26 protein-coding genes, 1 tRNA gene and 1 pseudogene are annotated in these 25,909 nt (G+C 39.0%); 3 read left to right on the top strand and 25 right to left on the bottom strand.

What is annotated here, in order from left to right:
- Positions 1-76: 76 nt before the first annotated feature.
- Genes ABDZ97_RS15035 through ABDZ97_RS15025 form a run of 3 tightly spaced genes read right to left on the bottom strand, consistent with a single transcriptional unit; the run spans position 77 to position 2,415 of the window.
- Positions 77-937 (bottom strand): SDR family oxidoreductase, encoded by an 861-nt coding sequence (locus ABDZ97_RS15035; RefSeq protein ID WP_343789539.1) that lies wholly within the window; start codon positions 935-937, stop codon positions 77-79.
- Between the two features lie 52 nt (positions 938-989).
- A complete protein-coding gene (locus tag ABDZ97_RS15030) occupies positions 990-1,571 on the bottom strand; it encodes a Crp/Fnr family transcriptional regulator (RefSeq protein ID WP_343789536.1) in 582 nt (193 codons plus the stop codon).
- Positions 1,572-1,608: 37 nt separating this feature from the next.
- Positions 1,609-2,415, bottom strand: coding sequence for a hypothetical protein (locus ABDZ97_RS15025; RefSeq protein ID WP_343789533.1), 807 nt, complete (start codon positions 2,413-2,415; stop codon positions 1,609-1,611).
- A 141-nt stretch (positions 2,416-2,556) separates the two neighbouring features.
- On the opposite strand from ABDZ97_RS15025, the gene ABDZ97_RS15020 reads away from it, so the two are divergent.
- A complete protein-coding gene (locus tag ABDZ97_RS15020; RefSeq protein ID WP_343789530.1) occupies positions 2,557-3,570 on the top strand; it encodes a serine hydrolase domain-containing protein in 1,014 nt (337 codons plus the stop codon).
- A gap of 6 nt (positions 3,571-3,576) precedes the next feature.
- Here the strand turns inward: ABDZ97_RS15020 and ABDZ97_RS15015 are convergent, their stop codons facing one another.
- From ABDZ97_RS15015 to ABDZ97_RS14980, 9 genes and pseudogenes are all read right to left on the bottom strand, one after another.
- Positions 3,577-4,302, bottom strand: a complete 726-nt coding sequence (locus tag ABDZ97_RS15015) for a hypothetical protein (RefSeq protein ID WP_343789527.1) — start codon at positions 4,300-4,302, stop codon at positions 3,577-3,579.
- Between the two features lie 15 nt (positions 4,303-4,317).
- On the bottom strand, positions 4,318-6,621 hold the full coding sequence (locus ABDZ97_RS15010; RefSeq protein ID WP_343789524.1) for a CAP domain-containing protein: 2,304 nt from the start codon (positions 6,619-6,621) through the stop codon (positions 4,318-4,320).
- Positions 6,622-6,648: 27 nt separating this feature from the next.
- A pseudogene (locus ABDZ97_RS17695) lies at positions 6,649-6,774 on the bottom strand (PH domain-containing protein); the annotation flags it as partial.
- 18 nt (positions 6,775-6,792) lie between these two features.
- Positions 6,793-7,077, bottom strand: a complete 285-nt coding sequence (locus ABDZ97_RS17690) for a PH domain-containing protein (protein ID WP_425542668.1) — start codon at positions 7,075-7,077, stop codon at positions 6,793-6,795.
- Positions 7,078-7,123: 46 nt separating this feature from the next.
- Positions 7,124-7,651: a GNAT family N-acetyltransferase gene (locus ABDZ97_RS15000; protein ID WP_343789521.1), complete on the bottom strand. Its 528-nt coding sequence runs from the start codon at positions 7,649-7,651 to the stop codon at positions 7,124-7,126.
- Positions 7,652-7,661: 10 nt separating this feature from the next.
- On the bottom strand, positions 7,662-8,666 hold the full coding sequence (locus ABDZ97_RS14995; protein WP_343789518.1) for a C45 family autoproteolytic acyltransferase/hydrolase: 1,005 nt from the start codon (positions 8,664-8,666) through the stop codon (positions 7,662-7,664).
- A gap of 223 nt (positions 8,667-8,889) precedes the next feature.
- A complete protein-coding gene (locus tag ABDZ97_RS14990) occupies positions 8,890-9,291 on the bottom strand; it encodes an acyl-CoA thioesterase (RefSeq protein ID WP_343789515.1) in 402 nt (133 codons plus the stop codon).
- 67 nt (positions 9,292-9,358) lie between these two features.
- Positions 9,359-9,940 carry a DinB family protein gene (locus ABDZ97_RS14985; RefSeq protein WP_343789512.1) on the bottom strand — a complete coding sequence of 194 codons (582 nt, stop codon included), beginning with the start codon at positions 9,938-9,940 and terminating at the stop codon, positions 9,359-9,361.
- Between the two features lie 42 nt (positions 9,941-9,982).
- Complete coding sequence (locus tag ABDZ97_RS14980) at positions 9,983-10,531, bottom strand: Crp/Fnr family transcriptional regulator (protein ID WP_343789509.1); 549 nt, start codon at positions 10,529-10,531, stop codon at positions 9,983-9,985.
- Positions 10,532-10,661: 130 nt separating this feature from the next.
- Here ABDZ97_RS14980 and ABDZ97_RS14975 point away from each other — a divergent pair, with 130 nt between their 5' ends.
- On the top strand, positions 10,662-11,357 hold the full coding sequence (locus ABDZ97_RS14975) for a DUF4386 domain-containing protein (RefSeq protein ID WP_343789506.1): 696 nt from the start codon (positions 10,662-10,664) through the stop codon (positions 11,355-11,357).
- On the opposite strand, the gene ABDZ97_RS14970 is transcribed toward ABDZ97_RS14975, so the two are convergent.
- From ABDZ97_RS14970 to ABDZ97_RS14925, 10 genes are all read right to left on the bottom strand, one after another.
- Positions 11,313-11,912, bottom strand: a complete 600-nt coding sequence (locus ABDZ97_RS14970; RefSeq protein WP_343789503.1) for a Crp/Fnr family transcriptional regulator — start codon at positions 11,910-11,912, stop codon at positions 11,313-11,315. The two genes, ABDZ97_RS14975 and ABDZ97_RS14970, sit on opposite strands and share 45 nt — an antisense overlap.
- Before the next feature lie 60 nt (positions 11,913-11,972).
- On the bottom strand, positions 11,973-13,145 hold the full coding sequence (locus ABDZ97_RS14965; RefSeq protein WP_343789500.1) for a thioredoxin family protein: 1,173 nt from the start codon (positions 13,143-13,145) through the stop codon (positions 11,973-11,975).
- Between the two features lie 238 nt (positions 13,146-13,383).
- Positions 13,384-13,458, bottom strand: a tRNA-Val gene (locus ABDZ97_RS14960).
- A 94-nt stretch (positions 13,459-13,552) separates the two neighbouring features.
- Positions 13,553-14,773 (bottom strand): bifunctional folylpolyglutamate synthase/dihydrofolate synthase, encoded by a 1,221-nt coding sequence (locus tag ABDZ97_RS14955; protein WP_343789496.1) that lies wholly within the window; start codon positions 14,771-14,773, stop codon positions 13,553-13,555.
- The gene (locus ABDZ97_RS14950) at positions 14,773-15,498 is read right to left on the bottom strand and encodes a hypothetical protein (RefSeq protein ID WP_343789493.1); all 726 of its coding nucleotides are present in this window, start codon (positions 15,496-15,498) and stop codon (positions 14,773-14,775) included. Before ABDZ97_RS14950 ends, ABDZ97_RS14955 begins: the two co-directional genes overlap by 1 nt.
- Before the next feature lie 11 nt (positions 15,499-15,509).
- Positions 15,510-15,929, bottom strand: coding sequence for an ExbD/TolR family protein (locus ABDZ97_RS14945; RefSeq protein ID WP_343789490.1), 420 nt, complete (start codon positions 15,927-15,929; stop codon positions 15,510-15,512).
- A 7-nt stretch (positions 15,930-15,936) separates the two neighbouring features.
- A complete protein-coding gene (locus ABDZ97_RS14940; RefSeq protein ID WP_343789487.1) occupies positions 15,937-16,623 on the bottom strand; it encodes a MotA/TolQ/ExbB proton channel family protein in 687 nt (228 codons plus the stop codon).
- A gap of 32 nt (positions 16,624-16,655) precedes the next feature.
- Complete coding sequence (gene nhaD / locus ABDZ97_RS14935) at positions 16,656-18,131, bottom strand: sodium:proton antiporter NhaD (RefSeq protein WP_343789484.1); 1,476 nt, start codon at positions 18,129-18,131, stop codon at positions 16,656-16,658.
- 4 nt (positions 18,132-18,135) lie between these two features.
- On the bottom strand, positions 18,136-19,365 hold the full coding sequence (locus ABDZ97_RS14930; RefSeq protein ID WP_343789481.1) for a Glu/Leu/Phe/Val dehydrogenase dimerization domain-containing protein: 1,230 nt from the start codon (positions 19,363-19,365) through the stop codon (positions 18,136-18,138).
- Between the two features lie 83 nt (positions 19,366-19,448).
- Positions 19,449-20,531, bottom strand: a complete 1,083-nt coding sequence (locus ABDZ97_RS14925; protein ID WP_343789478.1) for an anhydro-N-acetylmuramic acid kinase — start codon at positions 20,529-20,531, stop codon at positions 19,449-19,451.
- A 76-nt stretch (positions 20,532-20,607) separates the two neighbouring features.
- Here ABDZ97_RS14925 and ABDZ97_RS14920 point away from each other — a divergent pair, with 76 nt between their 5' ends.
- Positions 20,608-21,753: an acyl-CoA dehydrogenase gene (locus tag ABDZ97_RS14920; RefSeq protein ID WP_343789475.1), complete on the top strand. Its 1,146-nt coding sequence runs from the start codon at positions 20,608-20,610 to the stop codon at positions 21,751-21,753.
- Positions 21,754-21,802: 49 nt separating this feature from the next.
- Here the strand turns inward: ABDZ97_RS14920 and ABDZ97_RS14915 are convergent, their stop codons facing one another.
- The 3 genes from ABDZ97_RS14915 to ABDZ97_RS14905 all read right to left on the bottom strand — a co-directional run.
- Positions 21,803-23,089, bottom strand: a complete 1,287-nt coding sequence (locus ABDZ97_RS14915; protein WP_343789471.1) for a UDP-N-acetylmuramoyl-tripeptide--D-alanyl-D-alanine ligase — start codon at positions 23,087-23,089, stop codon at positions 21,803-21,805.
- Positions 23,090-23,143: 54 nt separating this feature from the next.
- Entirely contained in the window at positions 23,144-25,165 is a 2,022-nt protein-coding gene (locus ABDZ97_RS14910) for an SUMF1/EgtB/PvdO family nonheme iron enzyme (protein WP_343789468.1), read from the bottom strand.
- 80 nt (positions 25,166-25,245) lie between these two features.
- On the bottom strand, positions 25,246-25,909 hold a 664-nt coding region (locus tag ABDZ97_RS14905; RefSeq protein ID WP_343789465.1), incomplete at its 5' end, for a PorP/SprF family type IX secretion system membrane protein.

The raw sequence follows: 25,909 nt of genomic DNA, 5'->3' as shown, positions 1-25,909 counted from the left end.
AGTTATGAAAAGAAGACCGGTGGGTAAAGGGGAAAAATACCTGTTTTTCAGAATCACAGGGTTTTACGGGGAGCTATCAGGATTGCTTTCGGGCTTCTTCCCTGAAGAAGTCTTCCAGTTTATGAGTCCCGAAGCAAGGAGCTTCCATGTCCATTACCATCGTTGTTAGAAAAAATTCAATCGGACCATAGGTTGAGGAACCTGTAAAAGTTCTGGCTGTCCAAAGTGTCAATTTTCGGATCCAATCCGGGAGGTGAATTATTTTTACTGGTTTCGAATAGGCAGCTAAAGCTAATTCTGCGATTTCATTTTGCGAAAGAAGATCCGGTCCCCCGATGTTGATTTCTCGATCAGGTAAATGTATGGATGAGACACATACTTTCGCAAGATCTTCTCCATGAATAGGATTTAACTTTAGTTTTCCATCTCCAAAAAGGTACACTTTTCCACGTTTCGCCATTTTCAGGAAGTCCCGCATATCCGAAAAAAAGCCATTCGGACGGATGATACAAAAGTCCAGCCCTGACGCAGTGAGGTAATCAACAAATTTTTCTTTTGCCTCTCCTATTTTCAAATCCCGTATTTTAGTCCCATTCAGGACGGAGACATAAATGAATTTTTTAACGCCATGTTCCAATGCTTTATTTACAAGGTTAACATTGGCCTTGTAATCAACATCCATATAGGTAAGCCCATCTTTTTGCCGTGTAATTCCGATGGTACTAATAACAACATCGATTCCGGAAAATGCATTGGAGAGGGTATCAGGATGGGTAACTTCTGCTTCAATGATTTCAGGAGCAGGAGTCAATTCGGGTATTTTGTTTTTGTGCCGAACAATGATTCTGGTAGGATATTCATTTGTCAAAAGTTCTTTGAGAATATAACTTCCCAGATACCCGGTTGCTCCGGCTAGTAAGACATTTGGTTTTTTCATCACTTTTTCTTTCAAAGGTAAAGAGGTTGACAAGCATCTCTCTTGACGATCGTCAAGAACCTCTTTTTTTGAGAACTCTTCTTTTTATTCTGCTCAGAGTTTCCGGAGATATCCCCAGAAAAGAGGCGATGTATTGTTGCGGGACACGATGAAAGAGTTCTCCATTTTTCTCTAAGAGCTCAAGATACCGTTCTTCTGCTGATTTTGTCACGAAAGAAGCAATGATATTCTGACATACAATGAGTTCATTTTCAGTAGCGATTCGTGCAAGAACTTCAAGCCGGGGAGAAATTTCCATTAATCGATCGATATGGTCTTTAATCAGGATATATAATTCAGAATCTTCAATTGCCTGGTAATTTTCCTTGGCAGGAACTGAGTAAGTGAAACTCTCTCCTGCACAGATAAACTGACCTTCCGTATAGAAAAAAGCTGTTTTATCATTCCCTTCATTGAGATAATAAAGCCTGACACACCCTTTGGCTACAAAGTAGATCTCACGAGATATTTTTCCTTCTGTAAAAAAAGTTTCATTTCGCTTAAAACTGGACTTGTTGACCAGATTATAAATACTGTTTTTTTCGAATTCTTCCAGCTTTATATATTGCTCGATATGTTGTATCAGTTGATGCATCAGTCACAAGATACATATTCTGGTTTACACGAAAAAATCAGATAAAAAAGACGGATAACATGAAAATAGCTAAAGCGATTACAGCACTAAAACAGGTATAGTATACAGCTCGCTTGCTTATAGAAAAATAGTGTAAAATTTTTTGAGAAGAAAAAATGATGAGGAGTAAGAGTGTAATTATTAGCTCTATAAAATCAGTTCGTAGATTCTCTTTAAGATCGTTAATAGACAGACTTAAAAGTCCATTCAAACCTAAGTCGTCCGTTGTTTGAAAAAGTTCAGGATTGTTATACCAGAATTGAAGTAAATGTATTAGGTTGAGAACGTAAGTGAAAAAAGTAAGCCACAAGCCAAAACTCCATCCTATCCAACCCCATTTTTTGCGTTGCATAACGAGATAAAGAATAATAGGAGGTAGTAACAGACTGGCACTTAGGAAAAGGGTATAGTCCCAGGGAAAGAAAGCTATAGATTGGTCGAAAGTTCCTGTTACAGCGATTAAGTAGTCAAAATAGTAATAGAATGCGTAAAGGGTAAGGAAGTTGATAATTCTCAGTGGGGTTGGGTCAGTAATATTGATTAGACTTCTGGCGCAAGAAGCTATTTCTTCCATGGTAAAATCAGAATCAGGAGTTCTTGATTTTAGCAGTTTGATTTGCTCTTCGTTAATTTGTTTTTTTAGGGATAGCACCTCATTTTCGCCTATATTTCTGGATTCGAACTCGGTCTGTGCAGCTTCCACGGCAAGCGGATCATAATCAGAAGGGAATTCGAGGACTCTGATTACTTCAAAATCACTTAGTTTACGGTATATTTCAATGAAAGGATTTGTATCGTTGTTCATAGGAATGGATTTGAAGGCTACGAAAATACGGTTTAATTCGTTGTCAGAATGATTCGTAGGGAGGGTTTTAACTGGATAGATTTTGATTTTGAAGGTCAAAACCAAAAAAACAGACTATTTTGTGGGGATAATACATGTAGTATGAGGTATGTTTTCATAGGTTTATTTATTCTCTATTCCTTTTTTGGTGTTAGTCAGGAACGTATGATTCCGAAATTTGCAGACGTTCAAAAGGATTCGGTGTCTGCTGAAGAGTTTACTTCTTTCTTGCAGGGAGTGATGGATTCGTTAGATGTACCGGCTCTTTCCATTGCAGTAGCAAGTAGGGGTGAGTTGGTCTATTTACGTGCTATGGGGAAGAAAAATGATGCGGAAGACGGGAGGTGTAAGGAAGAGACATTGTTTGAAGCAGCATCGCTGACAAAACCGTTTTTTGCCGTATTGGTGCATCAATTGGCAGAAGAATCGTTCATTGATCTGGATCAGCCTTTGTATACCTATCTTCCGAATAAGGATTTGGAAAATGACCCGAGGTATAAAAAAATAACCGCCCGAATGATTCTTTCTCATACTTCGGGTCTACCGAATTGGCGCAAAGACAGTTTGTCATTACAGGCTAATCCCGGAGAAGCGTATATCTATTCGGGAGAAGGATACGAGTATTTGGGACAGGTAGTGGAAAAGGTGATGAATATGGAGTTAGCGGAAGTCTTCTATCAGCGATTGTTAAAACCATTGGGAATGAAGACTTCGTTTTTTGCTGAGAATGAGTATCTGGAAAAACATATTGCCACGGGCTATATACAAGGTGAACCACAAGATAGAATTGTTGCTGACGAAGCACATCCTGCTTATGGTTTACGAACAAACGCAAGAGATTACATAAAATTTATTTTGTTTATATCCCAAAGTGAATTATTCAATGAATTGAAAGTTGTTCAGAAAGAAGTAAAACCCGGATTGTCTGTTTGTCAGGGGATTTTCAGAAAGGATTCCGAATTAGATCCTGTTTTTTATCATACCGGTAATAACGGAGACGGATTTACCGCGCGATTTGAAATAGACCCAAAACAAAAATTCTCGTATGTTTATTTTATAAATACAAATAAAGAAAAAGAGTTTTCTGAAGCATTGAATGCATACTTCCACCAATAATCCGAATTATTTATGAGTAGATAATTCCTTGTAGTAAAAGTAGGTTGTATCTGTGATTTTCAAAGCGAGGTTATCATCAAAAAAATCATCGGAGCTGATCAAAATATACCAATCAGTAAGATAGGTATCGCAGAAATACTGAAGTTCCGAAGCTATAGTGTTATTGTGGTTTTGTAAGTAATCCGGTTTGTAATCGCCTGTTGTTACTATTCTGTATTTACCTTCAGATGAGATTTTTGTCCCATTAACAGGAACAATTGTATAGTAGATCTTCTGATTGTCAATTTCTGCAATGTGATTGGCGTGAGGCAACCAGATTATTTTATTTTCAATTGCTCGTCCATGAATAGCAGGTGGCTGAACCAGAAATTCAAGCGAATCATCCTGTAAAAGTAAATTAGTTGTGTCAAGGAGAAAAGTACCTTTTATCGACTTGGAAAAACCAATGAAAACAGAGTCCTGTAGCCAGGTCGAAATATCTGTATTAAGTTCATCAATAATTTTTTCGTCTTGAAGAACAAGACTATGAAAACGACTGATAGTATCTGTCACGGCGTGCCAATCAAAATTTTTCAGACGAAAATAATGATGCCCACCTGAAAAGGTATGATTAGCAGTGGTATATTCTTTCCTGTTGTTTTTTAAAACAGTAATAAGCTCAGTGTTTGAAGACTGATTACAGGATGTGAAGAAAAGAGTAACTAGAAGAAGTGAAAGTAGAGTATTTTTCATGGGGTTAATTTTAAATCATTCACAGGATTCGCAATATAACTGTTTTATTTTAGAGTTGCGTTGTATCTGAAAATCATTGAAAAGCCACTCACACCATCTTTCTTTATCTGCGGAAAGAGCTTTACTATTCACATCGACAAGCAGTTCATTTTCGATAGCAGTAGCATTTGAAAGAAAAAGATTCTCAGCCAAAATGAATAAGCCATCGGTAGAAAGTGTGTTGTTTTTGAAACGAGGAGTTAAGTGGTCAATAGCCATCTTGTACATACTCCAGTTGTTAAAAAACAAAGCCAAACGTACATCGTCTTCGGGAGATATGGAACGAAGTTTAAAATAATCGGAGATGAAATAAAATGATTTGGAAATATTGACCTGATCATTAATTTGACTAAAATATTGAATAAAAGCCAGGTGTAGATTTAAAATAAGATCATCTTGTATTTTATCCGGGATAAATGCTTCAATTTTTTTAGGGTGAATAACATTAGCGAGACGTTTTGCAGAGATGTCCCAATTATCAATTAAGTGCATACTAATGAGGGAGTGTAAGTGAAGGAGATTGGAACGGGCCTGATCATCCAATTCTTCACTTCGTCCTATCCAACGATGTATAAATCGTGTTACAGCCGGAGGGTCAAAATCGTAATTGTAAGATAACAGGGCTGCGTAATTCGTTACCGTTGCGGGATGCCTGATGATAAATTCCTGAATCGGATCTTCAAAGAGAATTGCGGGATTGTATTCCATCGAATTGTACATGTGGTACAACGCCTTGTTTGCAAGTAATACATTTTCTGACGCTACTGCAGTTCTGAGATTCAGTTCTCCGATCGTACCCAGTGCAGTGTAGTCAGAGAAACTTCCCAGATAATTAATCACAGCTACCGATTTCCGCTGACTGAAGAAAAGAGAATCCCAGGGGAGGGTATTATCACGGGTTTTCAGGAAGGATTTCAGAGAGTCTTTGGTGAGTAGAGCCAAATCATCCCTTTCAAAATAGTTGAGTTGGAAATTCATTTCCTCCCAGTTTTCTCGTGTTTCAATAGTGAGGGCATCAGAAGGGATTTTAAGATGCGTATTCAGGTGTTTTTGAATATAATCAGCTCTTGAGGTATGTAGCTTTTCATTATGAGGAGTGTCTCCTTCAACTGAACTGTATGTATTGATTTTTATCGAATGAATGCTTTCAGTATGTTCCGGAAGATCAGGATGGTTCGAGGAATAAGTTTTATTGGTTGTAAAATGATAAGGTACAACTTCTGAACGAACAATACCTTCTTGTAATAATTGAGTGGAAGGTACATCATTACTAAAAGGTTCAATCCATTGCAAGGGGTAACTATCTCTATTGATTTTTACCGGAACTGCATATTTACAGGCTTTTCCATCCTTTATGAGTACTAATGAGGGACTAAGTTCGTATGTTTGAAGACCGGCAGGGATATCGCCGACTTTTGTGATAAGGCGATGGTCTCCTTTAGCTCTGTTGTTGCTTAGCAGTTGGTCAGAATAATAGGGGCGAAGAAGTATTCCGTCATAAATGGGGTTCGCATCAAGAGTATTAGGACTTCCACATGCAACCTGATTTTGGGAAATAAGATCAATTGCAATTCCGTCGTTTTCATTAGGAAATATTTTTTTGAATTGCTCTTTGTTGTGATAATACAGGATAACCTCATCCCCCTCAATAGAAAGACAATTTCCCAGGTTCATGATGAGGTTAGAGTACGACTCAAATTCTTTATCACAATCCTCAGGCGCTTTTTTAATTCCAAAGGCATTGGCAGATAGTTGATCGGGGACAGTATATCCTTTCTTACCTAATACATGTGTAGCATATACGATTTGTTTTTTTACATCGACTGTGAAACCAAAATCTCCATGGGTGTATTCGGTGTTTATCATATTAGCATAGTGTCCCGGAGAGTTCTTCCAGCTTTTGAACATTTCGTTAGCCAGTGCTTTAATTTTATTTTTGTTAAGAGGAAATGTTTGAGGACTGGAGTAGAGAATATTTTCACCTACCACTTCAAAATTATCTCCACTGAATGCACTTACACGATCTTTTGGAGTAGCATATTTTGATCGTCTTTGGGTATGACTGAGAATATTGTTTTTAACCATATAGTCACTATGGTTTTCAGCTGCTTTTTGTAAGGTGTCATTGAGTTGAAGGGGGACTTTACCCAAGTCTGTACGTAATGTATTAATAAGCAAGGATAATTCTCTTCTAAGTAAAGTTTCATCCTTATCCGAAAGTTGTGAAAAGCTATAGTAAGAGGATAATAAAAGTAGAATGAAAGTAATTTGTTTAACCATGACTGAATGAATTGCTCCAAAATTAGATTATTTTGTTACAAGAATGTCTTCTTTCAAGAAAGTAACATACTTGATAAACGCATCATTGTCTTCTGGGCTGATATAAATTTCTTCGTATGCATCATACTTAATAAGTAAACCCTTTCTGGCTGTCGCAGGCCGAAAACCGACCTATACTGTCGTTCCTTTATGAATTTCCCGAATACGATCCAGTTCTATGCTTCCCCTGATAGGTCCACAAACATAGCGCAAGGCAGTTTTAGATACTTCGTAATACGTACCATAATTGAGCCAGAGTAATAATCCTGCAATGACCAGTATGAAAATAAACACGCCTATGTCTGTTTTATCTTTTTCTCCGGATATGAGACTTGCTGTTGCCAGTCCTATAATGAAAGTACATATCCCCAGAATACTACTACTGAATAAAGAATCTTTTTTACTTTTAAATTTCACTGTGAAAACGATTTTACCGTTAAAAGATAAGATATAGTCAACTCTCCTAAGATAACCGATAGTTTGTGTTAAACCAGGCCATTGGTATGTCGGCTTCAAAATTATCTTCACCCGTATAAATCCGGTTTTCGAAACGTCCTTCTATATTAAACCCCAACTTTTCGTAGAAATGAATTGCTTTCGTATTACTTTCTCGTGCTATTAGCTCAACACGCAGTATATCCTGTTTTTGATTTTCAATGTGCTCCAGAAAAGACGTAAAGAGTTTCTTTCCGATTCCCTCTCCTTGAAAGTCAGGATCAACGACAATTGTCAGGTCGGAAAGTATATGGTGAAATACTTCAGGGAAAGGCCGGGAAGCGTGTATTTCAGCAATTAAAAAGTGCTTAGAAGGATCTTCGACTACAAATGAAACGCCATTATTCAATGATTTTTCAAGATTGTTTTTGATGTACTCTTCTGTGATTTCATGTTCGAATCGTGCAATTCCTCCCGGAGTTTTTGCCACTTTTTTATACAATCTGAAAATTTCAGATTCATCTTCCGTTTTTACCGGTCTTATTATCGCGTCCATTTCCGATATTCTATTTCGTCTTTTTATTTAACCACCAGTCTAATCTTGTTTCCGGTTTGTAGTTGCTGGTCTTTGGATGTGTTTCCGCTCGCTCTATTTCTAAGGTATTCAGATTCGCAACAACAGACCAGATTGTACCAAATTTTTCTTTCTTCAAATTCAGACAAACACAGGGATCCGAGAGAATCTCTTTAGCCCGGTGTAAATCCATTTTGGGGGTAGACTTCAGTTGTTGTTGTATACTTTGGTATCGTTCACTACTCTTACTCCATGCTACACCTCCTTTGTCAAAAAGACTCATTTCTTCTGTATGAAACTGGTTTGTGATAAATAGAAAAGGATGATGTATATCAGGATACCTGACAACACTCTTTTGTGGAGCAGACTCAACAACAACAAGTTTCCCTGTCTTATCAGCAATAAGGAAGTTATTGGCTGACGATACATTGGTTTCCAGGATCATTTTCACAGCTTGTTCAACAGAGCTACAATTTTCCAGAACTTTTTTAATAATAAAGTGAAAGCTAATTCCGGGTTGTATTTCAGTCCCATTCACAAATGACATAGCAATGGAAAGCCCTTTTTCATTAATTCCGTCTGACCGACCAATAAACACATCAGACTGGCTGATGTAAGCAAATTTATCTTTGGGGGCAATGAGACTACTTTCCGTAAACTTCTTAAACGCAAACAGCATATCATAATTGCGCCCGATGATTACTGAATCTTTATTTGTATAGCCAAATACACTACACTGTCCGGTTGTTTCAAAAATGCCAAGGCTTAACAGAAAGGCACCGAGATTTTCTGGAGTATCCTTAATTCCATGCGAAAATCCTTCTATCTCTTCTACCGCTTCGGGATAATAGGTTTTCAACTCATTGAAAGATTCTAAACCGAATTTCTTTTTTTGTTCCGATATTTCAGGGATAGTGAAGCCGGCCTTCTCGAACAGGAGTTTCCCATATCTTAGCCCCATCTCGTAAAATTCACCATATAATCTGGGATGATACATACTCAAAAGATTAGATTAAAAAATAGTTGTCTTCGAACGATATTTTTCCTGATCTGTTACTTTCAGTTTAGCTATCAGGAAAATGTTGTCCAAGGGAGGTATTGCTTTACGATACCTCTATCTTACAAAGGTACATGCCATATTTCGGATCTACAACTATTTTTCTGCTCATGTCGAGCAACTCAACACTACGTTGGGTTTGGGGATTGTTTCTGTATAAGAACTACCGTATAGCATTCAACCAGTCTTCCGTAGGTTCAACCAGCTTTCTTTCCCGTGTATCAAACAACCCTACTTTCATTTCAACATCTGAACAGATATTCCCCTCACTATCTGTAATCCACTGTTTAATGGATCCAACTTTCGAACCGTAATCTCCCGTTTGTGAGTGAATGGTTATTTTTTCGCGAAGCCGTAATTCTTTTATAAATCGAATCTTTATTTCAAGAATAACAGGACCCAATCCCGTTTTTTTTATTTTTTTGAGTCCATATCCTCTTTCGGTGATAAATTGCCAACGGGCTTCCTCATAGATTTGAAGATAGGTTGCGTTATTTACGTGTCCAAACGTGTCTAAATGAAATTCCTTAATGACAATGTCGTATTCGAAAACTGTATTTTCCATTTTCCCTTCTATTTTTTGAATCAATTCACTATGGCTCGTTTTCCAAAAATACGATTACTAAATGTATTTATGAGCAATTCGCACTATTTACTACTGACTGATTTTGAGGGATGCGTTCTAACACATTTCTAGCCTGTATGATATGACGAAGGTTATGATAAATAACCACACGGAAGGTATCTCCTAATTTTAACTTTATCCATCGGGTTATTGAAATTGCTGTTTTAACCCGGGTCAAATCAGTATTTCTAGCCTGATTCAAAAGATCTAATAGTGCTTCCTGTTGGAGGATGAATGTATCCAGAATTGCGCTATCAAGCTTACTATTGTTAGGATTCATGGATTTAAATGTTTTCATTTTGTTCAATTTTTCCTTGGGAAGCATACTCTGAACAAAATAGTTTCCTAACCAACCGTGTTTGAATACGGGGGAAGTTTTATAATTAGATTGAGCTATCCTTTTCCTGATTTCGGGAATATAAAAGTTACCATAACGATTAAGGTGTTCTATGCATTCAAGAACACTCCAGCTTTCAGTATCCGGCTTGAAATTCAATTCGTCTAAACTTAGTTTTTTCAAAGACTGAACCTGTCTTAGGTTATCTTTGGTGATCGTGCTTAGTTCATCCAAAAGAGTTATTGCATTCATAATTTTTCCTTTTTACAAAAATCCGGATTTACAAAAAACTATTTATTGATTGAAATCAAGACTTTTGAGGCGGGAAAGTGTTTCGGGGGACATTCTCAGATAGGATGCGATATGTTTATTGGGAATTTCCTGAAACAGTTGAGGACTTCTTTCGAACACTCTTTTAAACCGTTTTTGGGGAGAGGTTATTAAAATGTCTTTTTCGCGTTCAAGTTGTTGTAAGACCAACTGTTCCAGTATAGTGTCCCAAAGACGTTTGTTGTCTGCATTCTGATTTATGAAGTTCAGGTAATCGGGTTTGGAGATACTTTTTAGTTGAGTTTGCTTTATTGCCTGAATATAAAATTCGGAAGGGGATTCAGTTATAAAACTATCTAAAGATGTAATAAAATTGTTCTGGTATCCGAATCGTACGATATGCTCTTCACTGTCACTGATGAAGTAAATTTTAAGACTTCCGGATAGAATGTAATACAAATTGGTGTCAACTGTCCCTGCAATTTTCAAAAGTTCATTTCTTTTTAGCAGGATTGTTTTGTTCCACGCATTCTGACTTTCCAATCGATCGTATAATTCTTTGATAGGATTCATTTGTATCCTTATACCTTATATTTTCAATTAGGGTTGCATGATTGATTGAATAGGGAGCATTTATTGACTTTCGTCAAGGTTCTTTTTAGCAAGGCCATTATAGATTTGTAACAAGAAATAATGACTTGTTATGAAGAATAAAATAACACAAAGACAGTTCGGAATGGTTTCAGGGATTTCACTGGTGATAATGACGATTGTTGCAGGTATGGTTATGGGGGGAGTGTATGCTCCTGTTTTTAAAATGAATAGTGAACAGCTTATAGAAGTGTTACCTGAAATGCGCGCAGAATTTTTGTGGGGAAGTATCGGGTGGGGTGTTATATTACTTTGCGATCTACTTGTCAGCTGGGGACTTTATCGGTTTTATGAGCCAAAGAATAATCGGAGAGCGATGGTCATGGGAGGGCTTCGATTTATTTATTCGTTGATTTTAGGGATTGCAATTATAGAGTTGATCAGGGCGCAGTTTATCTTTGACGGGAAGGAAGTATATACGCTTTTGCAAAGCTTTCAGTCGATTTGGCAATTGGGTTTGATCATTTTTGGATTTCATCTTTTGTATTTGGCAGGGTTGGTTTGTGAGAAAAATACCCTGCAAAAAGGGATTGGTATACTCCTGTTTGCAGCCGGGATAGGTTATGTGATAAGTAATACGGCAGATCTTTTTATTACAGATTACGAACAACTACGGGAACGTGTAGAAGTTGTTTTTCTTTTGCCAATGGTGTTCGGAGAGTTTGGACTGGCAATCTGGTTGATTGCGAAAGGCGGAAAAAAATTACTTCCCGGGAGAAACCCTGCGTTTTCGAATTCTACTGAGTGATTCGGGAGTCATACCTAAATAACTGGCTATTTGATGTAAGGGAACGCGAATGTGTACATCAGGTCGCGTTTTCAAAAAGTGTTCATATCGCTCTAGAGGGGAGGAGAGAATAAATTGGGAATAATTTTCTTTGATTTTATTCAGATCGTTTTCGAGCATTTGTTTGGTAATTTCTACCAGAGCCGGAAATTTTTCAAAATGAACCGGATCGGTTTCCCGGTCTCCTATGATCAATAAACAATCTTCCATGCACTCCAGATAGAATGAGGAAGGAGTTCTTTCCGTATAATGCATGGAAGAGACGGTTCCATGGGATTCTGTATAAAACTCTGTCGTCCGTTCAGTTCCATCTATGATTTGATATTGCCGTACAAGACCTTTCAGAACAAAGTAACAGGCATCGGGCACCGTTCCTTCCTGCATAAGTATCGTTCCTTTAGTAGGAGCTATTACCTGAATAATCTCAGCGAGTTGGGAAATCATTGAATTATCCAGATTGGGAAATCCGGAGAGAAACTGTTTCAGATGTTCTTTAGCTAATTGATCTTTGTTCATGTATGTAAATGTATAAAACATACCGATGTAAAGCAGCTCGTTTACATGTACCGGTTCCTTTCAGAGTTTTTTTAGTAGTGCCTCCAGATTTTTTGTGCTTTCATTTTCTTTTTTGGCGGCTTCTATTGCTAATTGTGCTATTCTTTTGGTCTCCGTTTTATCCCCAGATTTATACAGCAGGAAAGCATACGTGTCTAAATAGGCATAAGAGGGTTCTTCTTCAGTAACCTGTTTCATCCAGATCAGGCATTTATCAATAACCTGTGGATCGTTACATTTTTTATAAATATCCCAGCAAAAATGATTAATGGCACCATTACTGAGTTTTCCCTCATTTTTTTGATTTTCGTACAACGTAAAAACTTGCTCCCATTTGTCTTGTACTATGAGAAATTTTCGTTCAAAAGAAGATACGACATCATCTATCCATTCTTTAGACAAAGCCTTTCTTGCAAAGTGAACTGCTTCATCATATTTTAGTTGATCTTTTTCTGAGATGGCCCGTTTAAATTTACCCGATGTAAGAAAATACATTAATGTTTCTACATCGGTTGTTCCATACAGTTCGATATAGTTGGCTTTGTTTGCCAAGGCATCTTCAGCAATTGGGTCTGCTGCTTCATTTGCAAAATAGAGTAGGGTCGAAAAGTATTCTTCAGAAAGGACATCTTTTTGACTTCTCCAGTATTCGTTTACTACAGATGCCTGAATTTTAGTATTGGTTCTGTTGATATAGTCTATATAAAACTGTGGATATTTGGTAATATCTATAGTGTTGGAGTATCCTTTGATTATTTTATTTTTTGCGTTTAACGCAGAACTTTCCTTTGTAAACTCTATTACACTTGTACTGAGTGACTGAAAATTCTCTCCGGAAAAACCATACGATCTATTTACAACATAGCCGCTTTTATTAAGAATAAGCCCCGTTGGGTAGCTGCTGATGTGATGTTTCTTTGACAAATTATAAACGGAATCATCTTCAGCATTATATTTCAGGAGTATAAAATCCTTTTTCAGAATATTTTTAATGGAATCATTTTGGAACACCAGATTTTCCAGTTTTTTGCAGGGAGCACACCAGGTTGTGTAAAAATCGATGAAAACCATTTTGTCTTCTTGAGCTGCTAAGGAAAGAGCTTTGTTAAAGTCCTGATTAATTGTGATTAAACCTTGCGTAGTTCCATGTAAACAGAAAAATAGAAGAGAGAGTAGAAATAAGATTTTTTTCATGGTCTGAGTTTTACTCTGTATTTGTGTATTCCTATAGAAGATATTGATCCTATCCGAACGAGTAGGAAATATACGCCTATTTTTCTGGTAAAGTCTGTTTCCGGACGGATTTATTTCTGTAGAGGGATCACTTCTAGTTTATCGTTTAGGTGTCGAATAAGCTATTTTAGAGGTAGTACATCCGATAAAAGGAAAGGTATAAAAACACAAAAGCTCCGCATTACTGCGAAGCTTTTTGTGGGCCCTACTGGATTCGAACCAGTGACCCCCTGCTTGTAAGGCAGGTGCTCTGAACCAACTGAGCTAAGAGCCCTTTTTTTGCTTTTTTGATGGCCTCGTTTGACCGTCATTGCGGGTGCAAATATAAGTGACAAATTTGAATTGGCAATGAAAAAAACTAAAAAAAATTAAAAAAAATCTGATACCAGAAAGAGACTTCCAAATATAAGGATCGTATCTTTTTCTTTTGCAGTTGTTTGTGCAGATTTCAATGCCTCAAGTGGATTTGAAAAAAAAGTTCGTTTTTGTAACAAATGCTCTGATCTTTCTTGTAATTCTTCAACAAGAAAGGAACGTGGATTAGCAAAGGAGGTGAAATACAGATATGAATTTTCAGGGAATAAAGTGAAGATGTTTTCCAGTTCTTTATCATTCGAGGCTCCATATATGATATGGAGTGAGGTGTCTTTTAAATCCTGAAAGTTTTCGAGTAATGCTTTTATCCCTTCTATATTATGTGCCCCGTCCAGAAATGTTTGAGGCGCATCAGATAGTTTTTCCATTCGGCCCTGAAAAGAAGTATTTATCTTAACTTTCTGTAGTCCCTGTTGAATTGCTTTTTGAGCAGAAGTAATAGAATTTACTTTTTCTAATTCAAGAATTGTAGCAACAGCGGTTGCGGCATTTGCCTGCTGAAAAATTCCGGGAAGATCCGTTTTATAGGATACTCCCTGTTGTACCCAATAGATAGTACTGTTCTTTTCTTTTGCAACGGATTCGAAAACTTCTTGTGTTTCTTCGTCCTTTTCATAAATAACAACCGGAACTCCCGGTTTTATGATTCCGGCTTTTTCCCGGGCAATTTCCTTACGCGTATTTCCGAGAAACTGTTTGTGATCAAGACCTATATTGGTAATGACGCTTACAAGCGGGCTAATAATGTTCGTTGCGTCAAGTCTTCCTCCCATACCGGCTTCCAGTATACAGAAGTCGCAGTTTTGCTCATTGAAATAATCGACTGCGATAGCAAAAGACAGCTCAAAAAAGGAGGGCGAATAATCCAGATTCAGAGTAGGTAGCTTGTGATTAACCCAATTTACTACAGCTGTCTGAGGTATCATACTTCCGTTAATCCTGATCCGTTCCCGGAAATCCTTTAGATGAGGAGAGGAAAACACACCTACCTTATATCCTAACTCCATCAGGATGGAAGCGATCATATGCGATGTGCTTCCCTTTCCGTTTGTGCCTGCCACGTGTATACATTGTAATCCCGAATGTGGGTTACCAAGTGCTTTAAGTAGTTTGGAAATTGTGTGTAAATCCGGTTTATAGGCTCCGGCTCCTTGATTCTGATACGACGGAAATTGCTCGAAAAGCCATTCCGTGGTTTCTTCGTATGTTTTCATTAATTTCTTCTGATTCGGATAGGACCCGACAGTTCTCTTTTGGTAACACCAGCACCTTCTCGTTTTTCAAAACGCATACAGTTCTTTACGCCCTGTATAGCGGCATTGATAACGGTTGCTGAACTTGTAGTTGTTTTGGTAGGGATATTTTCAGCCTTTATAACCTTACCGGTTTCGTCAATCCAAACTGTTAGATAAATATCCCCTTCTTCTGTTCCTGCTGAAGGAGGACAGGGGGGGGTGACTACTTTTCTCGTTCCCGAACCGGCTCCTCCGGAACCCGTTCCCGGGTTATTATCTGTTCCGCTTCCAAAGAGGTTTCCACTACCTCCACCACCTTCCGAACCACCTGATCCGGAAAATGTAAATGTAGGATCGGGTTCAGGGTCGCTGGGCTTTGGATTTTCTACCGGCTTTTTACCTTCCTGACCTGTATTGTGCGTGAAAGTGGGTTCTTCAGAACTGAGTACCGCATCCCCCTGATCCGGAGGAGTTGGTTTCGGATCTTTTGTATTGGCGGGAGTCCCTCCACCAGCATTCGCCTCAAAGTCTTCTATAATCATTTCCTCGTCCAATTCAATAGGTACAGGAATGTCCTGCAGTGGAGGATCGGGCTCTGTAACAGAAAGGAAAAGCAATAGAATAGAAAGCACAGCTGTAAAAACTACTGCTGCAACAATACCTGTGTTTCGGTCCTTTTCTTCAACTACTTTTACTTCTGCCATACCATTTCATTTTATCGTTCTGAGTTCTTGTCAAAGGCCAGAAGAGGTTTCCACCCTTGTACCTGAGCCAGAGAAATCAGTTTGAAAACAGATTCATACGAAGCATTTTTATCTCCTGCAATCTTAATTTTCTTTTCTTCTGATTCGTTCATCAGAGCAATTAACTGATCCCTTGCTTCTTCATACGATAATTCCTGAGAAAGGTTATTGTCTATGAAATACGTATTGTCTGCAGTGATACCTACCGATGTCGGAGGCTTGGGTTGCTTTGAACTCGGAGCTCCTTTTTCAGCCTGAGGAAGATCCAGCGGAGTTTGTGGCTCGCTGAGTGTACTCATAATGATAAAGAACACCAATAGCAGGAAGACAAGGTCGGTCATTGAGGCCATTCCTGCTTCTGTTTTTATTTTATTGGTCGATCTCAGATTCATACTGCTGTTATTTTCCCGGTTCGTTCAATAAATCCATAAAGTCGATTGCGGTATTCTCCATTTTGTAGACCACTTTTTCAATACGTCCTACAAGGTAATTATACCCAACGTATGAAATAATACCAACAATCAGACCTCCTACGGTTGTTATCATTGCTTGCATAATTCCTGGAGAAATCGTAGAAAGCTCCAGAGATTGCATGCTTTTCATTTCAATAAATACGTTTACCATACCAATTGTCGTTCCAAGAAATCCGATCATAGGCGCTGCTCCTGCTGAAGTCGCCAGAAAGTTAAGGCGTTGTTCAAGACGCATTACTTCCAGTTTACCTGTATTTTCAATAGAAGCGGCAATATCTTTCTGAGATTTCCCTAATCGGCTGATTCCTTTTTCAATCATACGCGCAGCCGGATTCTCTGAGCGGGCACAAAGATCCTTTGCCGAATCAATTTTACCATCTTTCAGGTAATCCTTGATTTTACTCATGAAATCTTTTTCCTCTTTCGATGCCCGGTTAACAGCCAGAAAACGTTCCACGAATATGTAAACGGCAATAACGGACATAATCATCAAAGGAATCATTATGAAAAGACTTTGACCGTTTTCCCCGGCAACAAGTTCCCATAGAGAGACTTCCGTTGTTGCAACCTGAATGTTTTCAGGTGTATCGATTTGTAAGAGTAATGGATTCATAGTTTTATAACGAATTAATTTTTGAAATAGTATTATGTATGCATTAAAATGAATACTAGTGCTCCTGCAAAATAGCCTAAAATTGCGAGAAGAGAAATCTTTTTAATATACCAACCGAAAGAAATTTTCTCCAATCCCATAACAGCGACTCCGGCAGCAGACCCGATAATAAGAGCTGAACCTCCTGTTCCTGCACAATATGCAAGGAATTGCCAGAAAGCTCCATCCGGTGCGAAAGCAGTTCCGGCTTCAGGGCTGATTTGGTACATTCCCTGCGCCGCAGCAACAAGCGGAACGTTATCTACAATGGCAGATAGTAGACCGATTGTAAGGTTGATAGAGTATACATTTCCGTTAAATGTGCTGTCCAGAACTCCGGCAGCCTGTACAAGAATACCTACTTCCTGAAGAGCAGCAACGGCCATAAGAATACCTAAAAAGAACAGAACACTTGCCGAGTCAATCTTTCTCAGGATTGTTAATGGTGAAAGTGTTTTGCGGTGTTCGGCAGATTTGCTTTTGTGCATTAATTCAGTAACGGCCCACAAAATTCCTAGTGATAACATCATTCCTGTGAAAGGAGGAAGGTGTGTCAGGGTTTTGAAAACCGGTACAAATAGTAATCCTGCAAGACCAAGAAAGAAAACAAAGGTTCTCTCAAATTCCGTTGTAGGATTCAGATAGTGGTCTGCATCATGAACTTTTACAGGACGTTCTACGTCTCCTTTTAAAATGAAAGAAGAGATAGCCAGAGGTAATATCATGGTCACCAAAGAAGGAAGTATCAGGTCTACTACAATTTTTGCGGAAGTAGGCAACTGACCACTGTTCCATAACATGGTAGTTGTGACGTCACCAATAGGAGACCACGCACCACCTGCATTTGCAGAGATTACGATCATCCCGGCAAAAAACCAACGGGTCTTTTGATCCTTTATGAGTTTTCTGATGACCGATATCATAACGATAGAAGTCGTCAGGTTATCCAGTGCTGCTGACATGAAAAAAGTCAGAAAACAAAGAATCCAAAGGAGTTTTACTTTATTAGTCGTCTTAATTTTATCAGTGATCACCTGAAATCCTTCATGGGTGTCAATGATTTCAACAATTGTCATTGCTCCCATCAAAAAGAAAAGAATGGCAGCAATATCAAAAAGATGATGTTCGAGTCCATGTCCGACAAAGTGATGAAGAAAGCTGGAAGTATCTTCTGCGTTTTTTGGATCTTCTTTTGATTTCCCATGGAGGTCCTTTTCGTGCTTTACAATTTCTGTTTGCGCGTACTCTTCAAAACGGGGAAGACGGTGATCCAGTCCATCTTCTTTTACGACTTCTGTAAGTGGTTGAGAAGTGTCGACGTGAAGCGCCTGGGCAGGGTAGAGGGCATAAAGTCCCCAGCTGATCATACCGATTAAAAGGGCAGGAGCGGCTTTGTCAACATGTAGATTGTGCTCAAAGGCGATGGCAAGATACCCGAGCACAAAAACTACGATCATAAAAATTTCCATAGTTTTAAATTAATTGGTTTAATGCGATTTCAAATGCCGCCTTGGCGATGCCTGTCTTCGCTTTATTTTTGGTGTTTGTGTTTTGCAAAGCTATTCGGATTGTTTCCGACGTGTCTTCAAAAATGCCTTCATCTGTGAGTGTATCAAGATCATTACTCATCAGGTAAGCAAAGACACGCGCCATTCCACAATTTGAGATAAAATCAGGAATAACACTAATATGATTATCGGCGTAATCAGCAATAGGTCCAAAGAATATTTCAGGATCAGCAAACGGAACATTAGCTCCTGCTGAAATCACCTGAAGACCTGATTTGATCATACGATCTACCTGGTCTCTTGTCAGCAGTCGTGATGCCGCACAGGGAAGGAAAACATCTGCTTCAATATCCCATATTTTTGCGTTTACTTCATCAAAGGAGAGCATTCCCTCTGCGTTCAGTTCATTACCGTTTTTAGTAAGATAAAGCTCACGGATTTCTTCAAAAGAGAAACCATCTTCTTTTATAAGTCCTCCTACACGGTCTATAATTCCTACAATCTTAGCTCCTTGCTGAGCCAGATAGTAAGCAGCTGCGGAACCAACATTTCCCCAACCCTGAACAATTATTTTTTTATCGGTAACACCGCCACCCCAAATTGAGTAATAGTGTTTAACAGACTCGGCAACCCCATAACCGGTGATCATATCAGCGATTACATATTTTTTTGCAATATCAGGAGAGTAATCAGCTGTTTCAATTGCTTTTAGAACTCCCTGGCGTAATTGCCCTATGCGGTTGATTTTCTGAGCTTCTCTGGGTTGGAAGTGTCCAGTGAAAACACCTTCCTGAGGATGCCAGATTCCGCAATCTTCTGTAATTGGAATTACTTCGTGAATTTCGTCAACGTTCAAATCTCCACCTGTACCATAGTAGTATTTTAACAAGGGAGTAACAGCGGCAAACCAACGACGAAGAACCCCTTCTTTTCTAGGGTCTTTCGGATCAAAGTTAATACCGGATTTAGCACCACCAATAGGAGGTCCTGCAACCGTAAACTTAACTTCCATTGTTTTAGCTAATGACTCAACTTCTCTTTTGTCAAGCCCCTGACGCATACGGGTTCCCCCTCCTGCTGCTCCTCCCCTTAGGGAATTAATCACTACCCAACCCTCTGCTTCTGTTTCACTATCCTGCCATTCAAAAACGATCTCCGGGCGTTTATTCTCGAATTTCTCTAATAAATCTTTCATCTGTACGTGGATTAACCTGACAAAAGTAAAAAACATATTGAACCGTCATTTTTTTCAAGCGAAACTTTTTAAGAAAAATGAACTCAGGGTAAAAATTCGTTCCCGCCACACACGTCTCTGTCGGCTCCGGTTACACTTTTTAAACAATTGGGTTGTCCGATTAGAAATAAAACACCAAGGAAGGCAAATACAATCGCCTCTTTAAAATCAATAAGCTGACTGTCGGGAATCAGAATCTCCGAATTACTTTTCTGCCGGATTAATTCAACTAGGAATTTGTTTTTCGCACCGCCTCCGGTAACCAAAACTTTTTGGGCTTGAAGTTTGCGAATACTGCCTGCAATTTGTTCACTGATATGATCGTAGCAAATTCTCAACTTTTCCTGGGCGGTTAGTTCATCAATTTCAAGAAGTGGAGCAAACTCTTCTTCTAACCATTCAACACCAAGTGATTTAGGCCATTTTTTCGAATAATAGGGGAGGTGATTCAGTGTAGAGACAAGTCCCGTATTATGATTAGGAACTGAACGTCCCAATTCTCCATTGTGATCGTAAGGATATCCGATCAATGAAGCGTACATATTTAATGGGAGGTTACAGGGACAGATATCAAATGCAATGGGGGTATTATCTCGTATCGAGGTAATGTTTGCAAAACCACCCAAATTCAAAAAACTATCTGCCAGATCACTGAATAATAATAAGTCTCCGATTGGTACTAATGGAGCTCCCTGCCCACCGGAAAGAACATCCTTTTCCCGGAAATTATTAATCGTTTTAATTCCTGTGAGTGATGCAATAACCTGACCATTTCCTATTTGCACAGTGATTCTCTCAGATGGTTGATGAAAGATTGTATGTCCGTGTGAAGCTATGGCATGAACAGCTGTACGGTCAATAGAGAATTCATCCACGAAACGATTTACCGTTTCTCCAATAAACTTTCCGAGAATAATGTCCAGTTCTTTCAGAGCATACCCGTTCAGTTCTTTTGCCTGACGTATAGAACGAATCAACTCTTCCGGGTAGGGGTACGTTTTTGCATGGTGTAATTCAAAACTCCATTTTTCTGATGATTTGGAAACGGGAGAAAATGTCGTGTAAGCTAAATCCAACCCGTCTGTTGAAGTTCCGGACATAACACCGATAAGGGAATAGGATGTCATTGCTATTTTTTTGCAGTTTTTTTCAAATTTAAAACTAAATTTGTAAGTCATTGTTGTAAAGAATAAAATAAGAACCATGAATTTTGATTTAACAGAAGAACAAATTGCGGTAAGAGACGCAGCAAGAGATTTTGCACAAAATGTATTGAAGCCAGGGGTGATTGACCGTGACCGTGAACAGCGTTTTCCGGTTGAAGAAGTTCGTCAGTTGGGAGAGCTTGGATTCCTTGGGATGATGGTTTCCGAAAAGTACGGAGGTTCAGGAATGGATACAGTATCCTATGTTTTGGCAATGGAAGAAATCTCTAAGGTAGATGCTTCGACATCTGTTTGTATGTCTGTAAATAATTCATTGGTTTGCTGGGGGCTTGAAACGTACGGTACGGAAGAGCAGAAAGAGAAATATCTCGTTCCACTAGCGAAAGGAGAGAAAATTGGTGCTTTTTGTCTTTCTGAGCCGGAAGCAGGATCAGACGCTACTTCACAGCGTACAACTGCCATTGATATGGGAGACTACTATTTGTTGAACGGGACAAAGAACTGGATCACGAACGGTAGCTCAGCGTCAACGTATATCGTAATTGCTCAAACAGATGTTGAAAAAGGACACAAAGGGATTAATGCACTTATTGTTGAGCGCGGAATGGAAGGTTTTGTCGTAGGTGAGAAAGAAGACAAAATGGGAATCCGAGGAAGTGATACGCATACGTTATTGTTTAATGATGTAAAAGTTCCAAAGGCAAATCGTATCGGAGAAGATGGATTTGGATTCACGTTTGCTATGAAAACACTTTCAGGAGGACGTATCGGAATTGCAGCTCAGGCTTTAGGGATTGCTTCAGGAGCATACGAGTTAGCTTTGGCGTATTCTAAAGAAAGACAGGCATTCGGAAAAGAAATTTACAAGCACCAGGCAGTTGCTTTTAAATTAGCTGATATGGCTACAGATATCGAAGCGGCCAGAATGATGGTAATGAAAGCAGCATGGGATAAGGATAATAAGCGTAACTATGATACATCAGGTGCTATGGCGAAGCTATATGCTTCTCAGGTGGCTATGACACATACAGTGGAGGCAGTACAAATCCACGGTGGTTATGGATATGTGAAGGAATATCATGTTGAGCGATTGATGCGTGATGCGAAAATTACACAGATATACGAAGGAACTTCTGAAGTACAAAAGATTGTTATTTCACGAAGTATTACTTCTGACAAATAGAAGGAAATAGAATTGTAAAAAGAGCTGCATAGTTATATGCAGCTCTTTTTTATAGTGCGTCTACACAGGTTTCAAGTTTGATCCCTCGTGATCCTTTTATAAGAATTAGTTTATCTCTGGGCTGTGCTTCTAAAAGGTAATCTCTTACTGCAGTATTATTCTCAAAGTGTAGAATAGAATCCGGGAACTTTGTTTTTTGAAATTCTTTACCGACAACCAAAACCTTCCAGTCTTTAGATGTGAGATAATCGACAATTTTTTGATGCTCGGTATCTGATTCTTTTCCGAGCTCAAGCATGTCTCCTAATACAACCATTTTTGATAGGTGATTTATTTTGTCAAATGATTCCAACGCGGATAGCATAGAAGTGGGGTTGGCGTTGTACGCATCGAGAATAAGCGTGTTATGTTCTGTTTTTTGTACTTGAGAACGATTATTTGAAGGGATATATTCAGTAATCCCACGATTGATTTTTTCAACCGGAACATCGAATTCAATTCCAAAGGTAATTGCTGCCAGAAAATTATAAAAATTGTATTCACCGATAAGATGTGTAATGAGAGTGGGCGAGACGTACGAGCCGTATTGCCATTCAAATTCTGCAAAAGGTGTAAGTCGGATCAATTCTCCCGTAACTTCACCATTCTTTTTCCCGGAGTACGTTCTGACTGAATCATATTTTCCAAGTTGAGTAGTCAGAATCGGATCGTCCTGATTGATAATGATTTTTCCGGAATTTTTCCGGATGAAGTCATACAATTCACTCTTTGTCCGGATCACTCCTTCTAACGAACCGAAACCTTCCAAATGAGCACGTCCGATATTGGTGATAATTCCATGGGTCGGTTCGGCTAATTCTACCAATTCCTTGATGTCTCCTGGTTTGCTGGCCCCCATTTCAATAATAGCGATTTCGTGTTCGGAACGCAATTTGAGAAGAGTAAGAGGAACACCAATATGATTATTAAGATTTCCTTCTGTAAAAAGCACCTTGTATTGTTGCTGTAATACGGATGCAATTAGTTCTTTGGAAGTTGTTTTTCCATTCGAACCAGTTATACCGATTACAGGAATGGAGAACTTTTTTCTATGATAATTTGCAAGATTTTGAAGAAAGGAGAGGGTGTCTTCCACATAGAAGATATCCGTATTGTTTTCGAGTTCTTTTTCGCTGGTGATGGCATACTTGGCACCACTTTGAATTGCTTGCTTTACGAATTGGTTTCCGTCGAAATTCTCCCCTTTGAGAGCGATGAACATACATTGCTCTGAAATCTTTCTAGTATCCGTTGAAATCCCGGTTGTTTCCAGGAACAGGTTGTGTAATCTTTCCATATAAAAAAATACCCGAAGCGTTAACTTCGGGTAAATTTATGATAATTGTTCTAATTATTTTTTCTTTTTCTTCTTGTCGTTTCCAAGACCTGTAGGACTTCCTACACGATCCATCGCACAACGGAATCCAAGTGTACAAAGAGCTTTGTCTTCGTCAAGGAATCTTCGTGCACTACCTACAATCCAGTAGGCACGATCCTGCCATGAACCACCTTTGTAGACTCTTGATTTGTCAGAGATCAAGGTTGTTGGCCATGACGTTCTGTCTCCAGGTTTAACCTGTGCACCATCCAAACCAAATTCTTCATATTTGTTTTGGTACATCACAAGATCCGCATCGCGTGTGAATTGGTTGATCGCATTCTTTCTGTCTTCGTTATCGAAGTAGATAGAACTTTCTATATCACCATCATTGTAATCAATGTAATCAGCACGACGATAATTCAAACGTCCGATATTCTCTTCTTCAGTTTCATTTCTCCACTTCAGACGTCCCGGAGTGTTGATGATGAAATCAGAAATTCCTTCACGAAGCATAACGATAACTTCAAAAGCGTATTCTTCGTCTGGTCCTTCGCGGAAATCATCTTCGAAGATTCCATCGATAATTTCATCCTGAATTAAAGCAGAAGCTTCAATATCATATTTCTCATTCTTAAGATCAATTGCACGGTCTACAACTTCATTGATTTTACGAAGAAGAGCCAACTCTACAGAATCCTTAACACGGCTGTGAGAGATAAACAATGGATCCGGAGCATATCCGTCAGGAACTTTGTTGCGGGACATTGTCTGAGATGAAATGTAAGCAGGTACTACTGTATCAGCAGGATCGTGCTTCATAGCTGAAATACGCTGGTAACGTACACGCTCAAACTCGTTTAGATATTCCTTAATTCCATGAACATCAAATACCGTTTGTGTATTTTTCTGCTCAATAGCTCCAGCATTATTAAGAACTTTTGTTTTGAATACATTTCCTCGGAAAGGGCGGAATTCATTAAAGTCCTCAGAAGATAGCGGACGATAAACATCCAATACCCATTCTGAAACGTTTCCGGCCATGTTGTATAAACCGTAATCGTTAGGCCAGTATGCGTTCACAGGAGCAGTAACATCTGCATTATCGTTAAGGTGTCCTGCAATACCCATGTAGTCACCACGTCCACGAACAAAGTTAGCTCTAATATCTCCGTGGAATTCCTCTCCATCCTGACGAACCCAGTGTCCGTTCCATGGGTAAGTTCTTCTGTCTGTAATGTTTTCCGACTCAGGTCCAGGAAGGTTCCCGATGAGACCGTAGTAAGCAAATTCCCATTCTGCTTCAGTTGGGAGACGGTAACGCGGAAGTAATATTCCATCTTCCATACGAACTACGCGTGTTCCGAATTTTTTACGACCTCTTCCGCTTCCGTTTGCATTAGCAGGATCAAGATCAATCATTGGATCTTTTACTCCATTCTCATATTGTCCGACCATATAGGATTCCGTTGTGAAAGGGTCATCCTGCTGATCAGGGTTCATATATAGAATCCCTTCACGGATAAGAATATACTCATTCACACGATCCGTACGCCAGTTACAGAAGTCGTTTGCCTGTAGCCAGGAAACTCCTACAACCGGGTAATCACGGTATGCCGGATGACGAAGATAGTACTCTACAAACTTTTCGTTGAATGCAAGAGGTGATCTCCATGAATTTGTATCTGGAAGAGCATTCTTGTAAATCAAAGGATAAGAAGGATAGGTTCTTTTTACCCAGTATAAATACTCCAACCAGTTAAAGTTTGTGATCTCAAACTGATCCATATAAAATGAAGAAACAGTTACACGACGGGGAACATTATTCCAGTCGAACATCACATCCTGTTCATTTCTTCCCATTGTAAAGGTTCCACCTTCAACCAAAACAAGACCCGGTCCTGTTTCCTGATCTAAGAATGGTACCTTTTGGAAACCACCGTTTTTGGGATTGTTATAATCCCACCCCGTGATCTCCGAACGATCTTTGGCACAAGAAGTTGCCAGAAGAATGGCAGCTATTGCACCCCATCCAAAAAACTTAAGGTTTTTCATATTCTTGCCTTTGTTTTTCATAATCCTTACCACAAATATATGTTAATAACGCAGCTTTCTAAATTTGGTTACACAAATTTTTAGAAAGAAGGACATGATAGTGTCTTAAACGTTACCGGTTTCTTTTTACAATTTAAGTTTATTCCCATGGATACTTCGTGAGAACCACCCGACTGATTTGTCAGCCGCGATACGGTTACATCATAGCTGTATCCTACTTTGAATGCTCCGGTGTTAATTCCGAAAACAAGGATAAATGCGTCACGATTTCTAAACCACGCTCCCGCAGTAAAGATTCCATACTTCACATACGTACCAATATTTAGCTCCATAAATCCCTGTTGATAACGGAAAAGTATGTTTGGAGAAATAGAAGTCTGATTGTTATACTTTGATTGTTTTCCCAATGGAATATCAGCACCTACGTGTCCTGTGAAACGCATAGGCATCGGGCTGTTTCCAATAATCATTGATTCGTCTGGTCTGTTCAGGTGATGCGCCGCAAAACCGAAGTAGAAATTTTTTGTGTATCCCACAATTCCGGCAGAAACATCAAAATAACCTCTGGAACCTCCACGTCTTTCATCTCCTGTCTGGTAAATAAATCCACGACGCGGATCAATCTGGTCACCAAAAGTCAGTTTATTCCAATCCAGAAATTTTTGACCATACGTAGCCTCTGCCCCAAAGAGAAGAGAGAATTTACGGTTAACCTTAAGGTGATACGAATAAATAAGACTCAGG

This window comes from Wandonia haliotis (genome assembly GCF_039523435.1).
GTDB lineage: Bacteria > Bacteroidota > Bacteroidia > Flavobacteriales_D > Crocinitomicaceae > Wandonia > Wandonia haliotis.
This window is presented reverse-complemented; position numbering and strand designations above follow the sequence as displayed.

Excerpts from the sequence above, each read along its gene's own strand:
- ABDZ97_RS15015 (WP_343789527.1), bottom strand. The coding sequence starts at position 4,302 with ATGAAAAATACTCTACTTTCACTTCTTCTAGTTACTCTTTTCTTCACA.
- ABDZ97_RS14955 (WP_343789496.1), bottom strand. The coding sequence starts at position 14,773 with ATGAAAACATACGAAGAAACCACGGAATGGCTTTTCGAGCAATTTCCG.
- ABDZ97_RS14920 (WP_343789475.1), top strand. The coding sequence starts at position 20,608 with ATGAATTTTGATTTAACAGAAGAACAAATTGCGGTAAGAGACGCAGCA.
- ABDZ97_RS14945 (WP_343789490.1), bottom strand. The coding sequence starts at position 15,929 with ATGAATCTGAGATCGACCAATAAAATAAAAACAGAAGCAGGAATGGCC.
- ABDZ97_RS14975 (WP_343789506.1), top strand. The coding sequence starts at position 10,662 with ATGAAGAATAAAATAACACAAAGACAGTTCGGAATGGTTTCAGGGATT.
- ABDZ97_RS15020 (WP_343789530.1), top strand. The coding sequence starts at position 2,557 with ATGAGGTATGTTTTCATAGGTTTATTTATTCTCTATTCCTTTTTTGGT.
- ABDZ97_RS15025 (WP_343789533.1), bottom strand. The coding sequence starts at position 2,415 with ATGAACAACGATACAAATCCTTTCATTGAAATATACCGTAAACTAAGT.
- ABDZ97_RS14950 (WP_343789493.1), bottom strand. The coding sequence starts at position 15,498 with ATGGCAGAAGTAAAAGTAGTTGAAGAAAAGGACCGAAACACAGGTATT.
- ABDZ97_RS14930 (WP_343789481.1), bottom strand. The coding sequence starts at position 19,365 with ATGAAAGATTTATTAGAGAAATTCGAGAATAAACGCCCGGAGATCGTT.
- ABDZ97_RS14940 (WP_343789487.1), bottom strand. The coding sequence starts at position 16,623 with ATGAATCCATTACTCTTACAAATCGATACACCTGAAAACATTCAGGTT.
- ABDZ97_RS14990 (WP_343789515.1), bottom strand. The coding sequence starts at position 9,291 with ATGGAAAATACAGTTTTCGAATACGACATTGTCATTAAGGAATTTCAT.
- ABDZ97_RS14970 (WP_343789503.1), bottom strand. The coding sequence starts at position 11,912 with ATGAACAAAGATCAATTAGCTAAAGAACATCTGAAACAGTTTCTCTCC.
- ABDZ97_RS15000 (WP_343789521.1), bottom strand. The coding sequence starts at position 7,651 with ATGGACGCGATAATAAGACCGGTAAAAACGGAAGATGAATCTGAAATT.
- ABDZ97_RS14965 (WP_343789500.1), bottom strand. The coding sequence starts at position 13,145 with ATGAAAAAAATCTTATTTCTACTCTCTCTTCTATTTTTCTGTTTACAT.
- ABDZ97_RS14995 (WP_343789518.1), bottom strand. The coding sequence starts at position 8,666 with ATGTATCATCCCAGATTATATGGTGAATTTTACGAGATGGGGCTAAGA.
- ABDZ97_RS14980 (WP_343789509.1), bottom strand. The coding sequence starts at position 10,531 with ATGAATCCTATCAAAGAATTATACGATCGATTGGAAAGTCAGAATGCG.
- ABDZ97_RS15010 (WP_343789524.1), bottom strand. The coding sequence starts at position 6,621 with ATGGTTAAACAAATTACTTTCATTCTACTTTTATTATCCTCTTACTAT.
- nhaD (WP_343789484.1), bottom strand. The coding sequence starts at position 18,131 with ATGGAAATTTTTATGATCGTAGTTTTTGTGCTCGGGTATCTTGCCATC.
- ABDZ97_RS15030 (WP_343789536.1), bottom strand. The coding sequence starts at position 1,571 with ATGCATCAACTGATACAACATATCGAGCAATATATAAAGCTGGAAGAA.
- ABDZ97_RS14925 (WP_343789478.1), bottom strand. The coding sequence starts at position 20,531 with ATGACATCCTATTCCCTTATCGGTGTTATGTCCGGAACTTCAACAGAC.
- ABDZ97_RS14915 (WP_343789471.1), bottom strand. The coding sequence starts at position 23,089 with ATGGAAAGATTACACAACCTGTTCCTGGAAACAACCGGGATTTCAACG.
- ABDZ97_RS15035 (WP_343789539.1), bottom strand. The coding sequence starts at position 937 with ATGAAAAAACCAAATGTCTTACTAGCCGGAGCAACCGGGTATCTGGGA.
- ABDZ97_RS14985 (WP_343789512.1), bottom strand. The coding sequence starts at position 9,940 with ATGAATGCAATAACTCTTTTGGATGAACTAAGCACGATCACCAAAGAT.
- ABDZ97_RS14910 (WP_343789468.1), bottom strand. The coding sequence starts at position 25,165 with ATGAAAAACCTTAAGTTTTTTGGATGGGGTGCAATAGCTGCCATTCTT.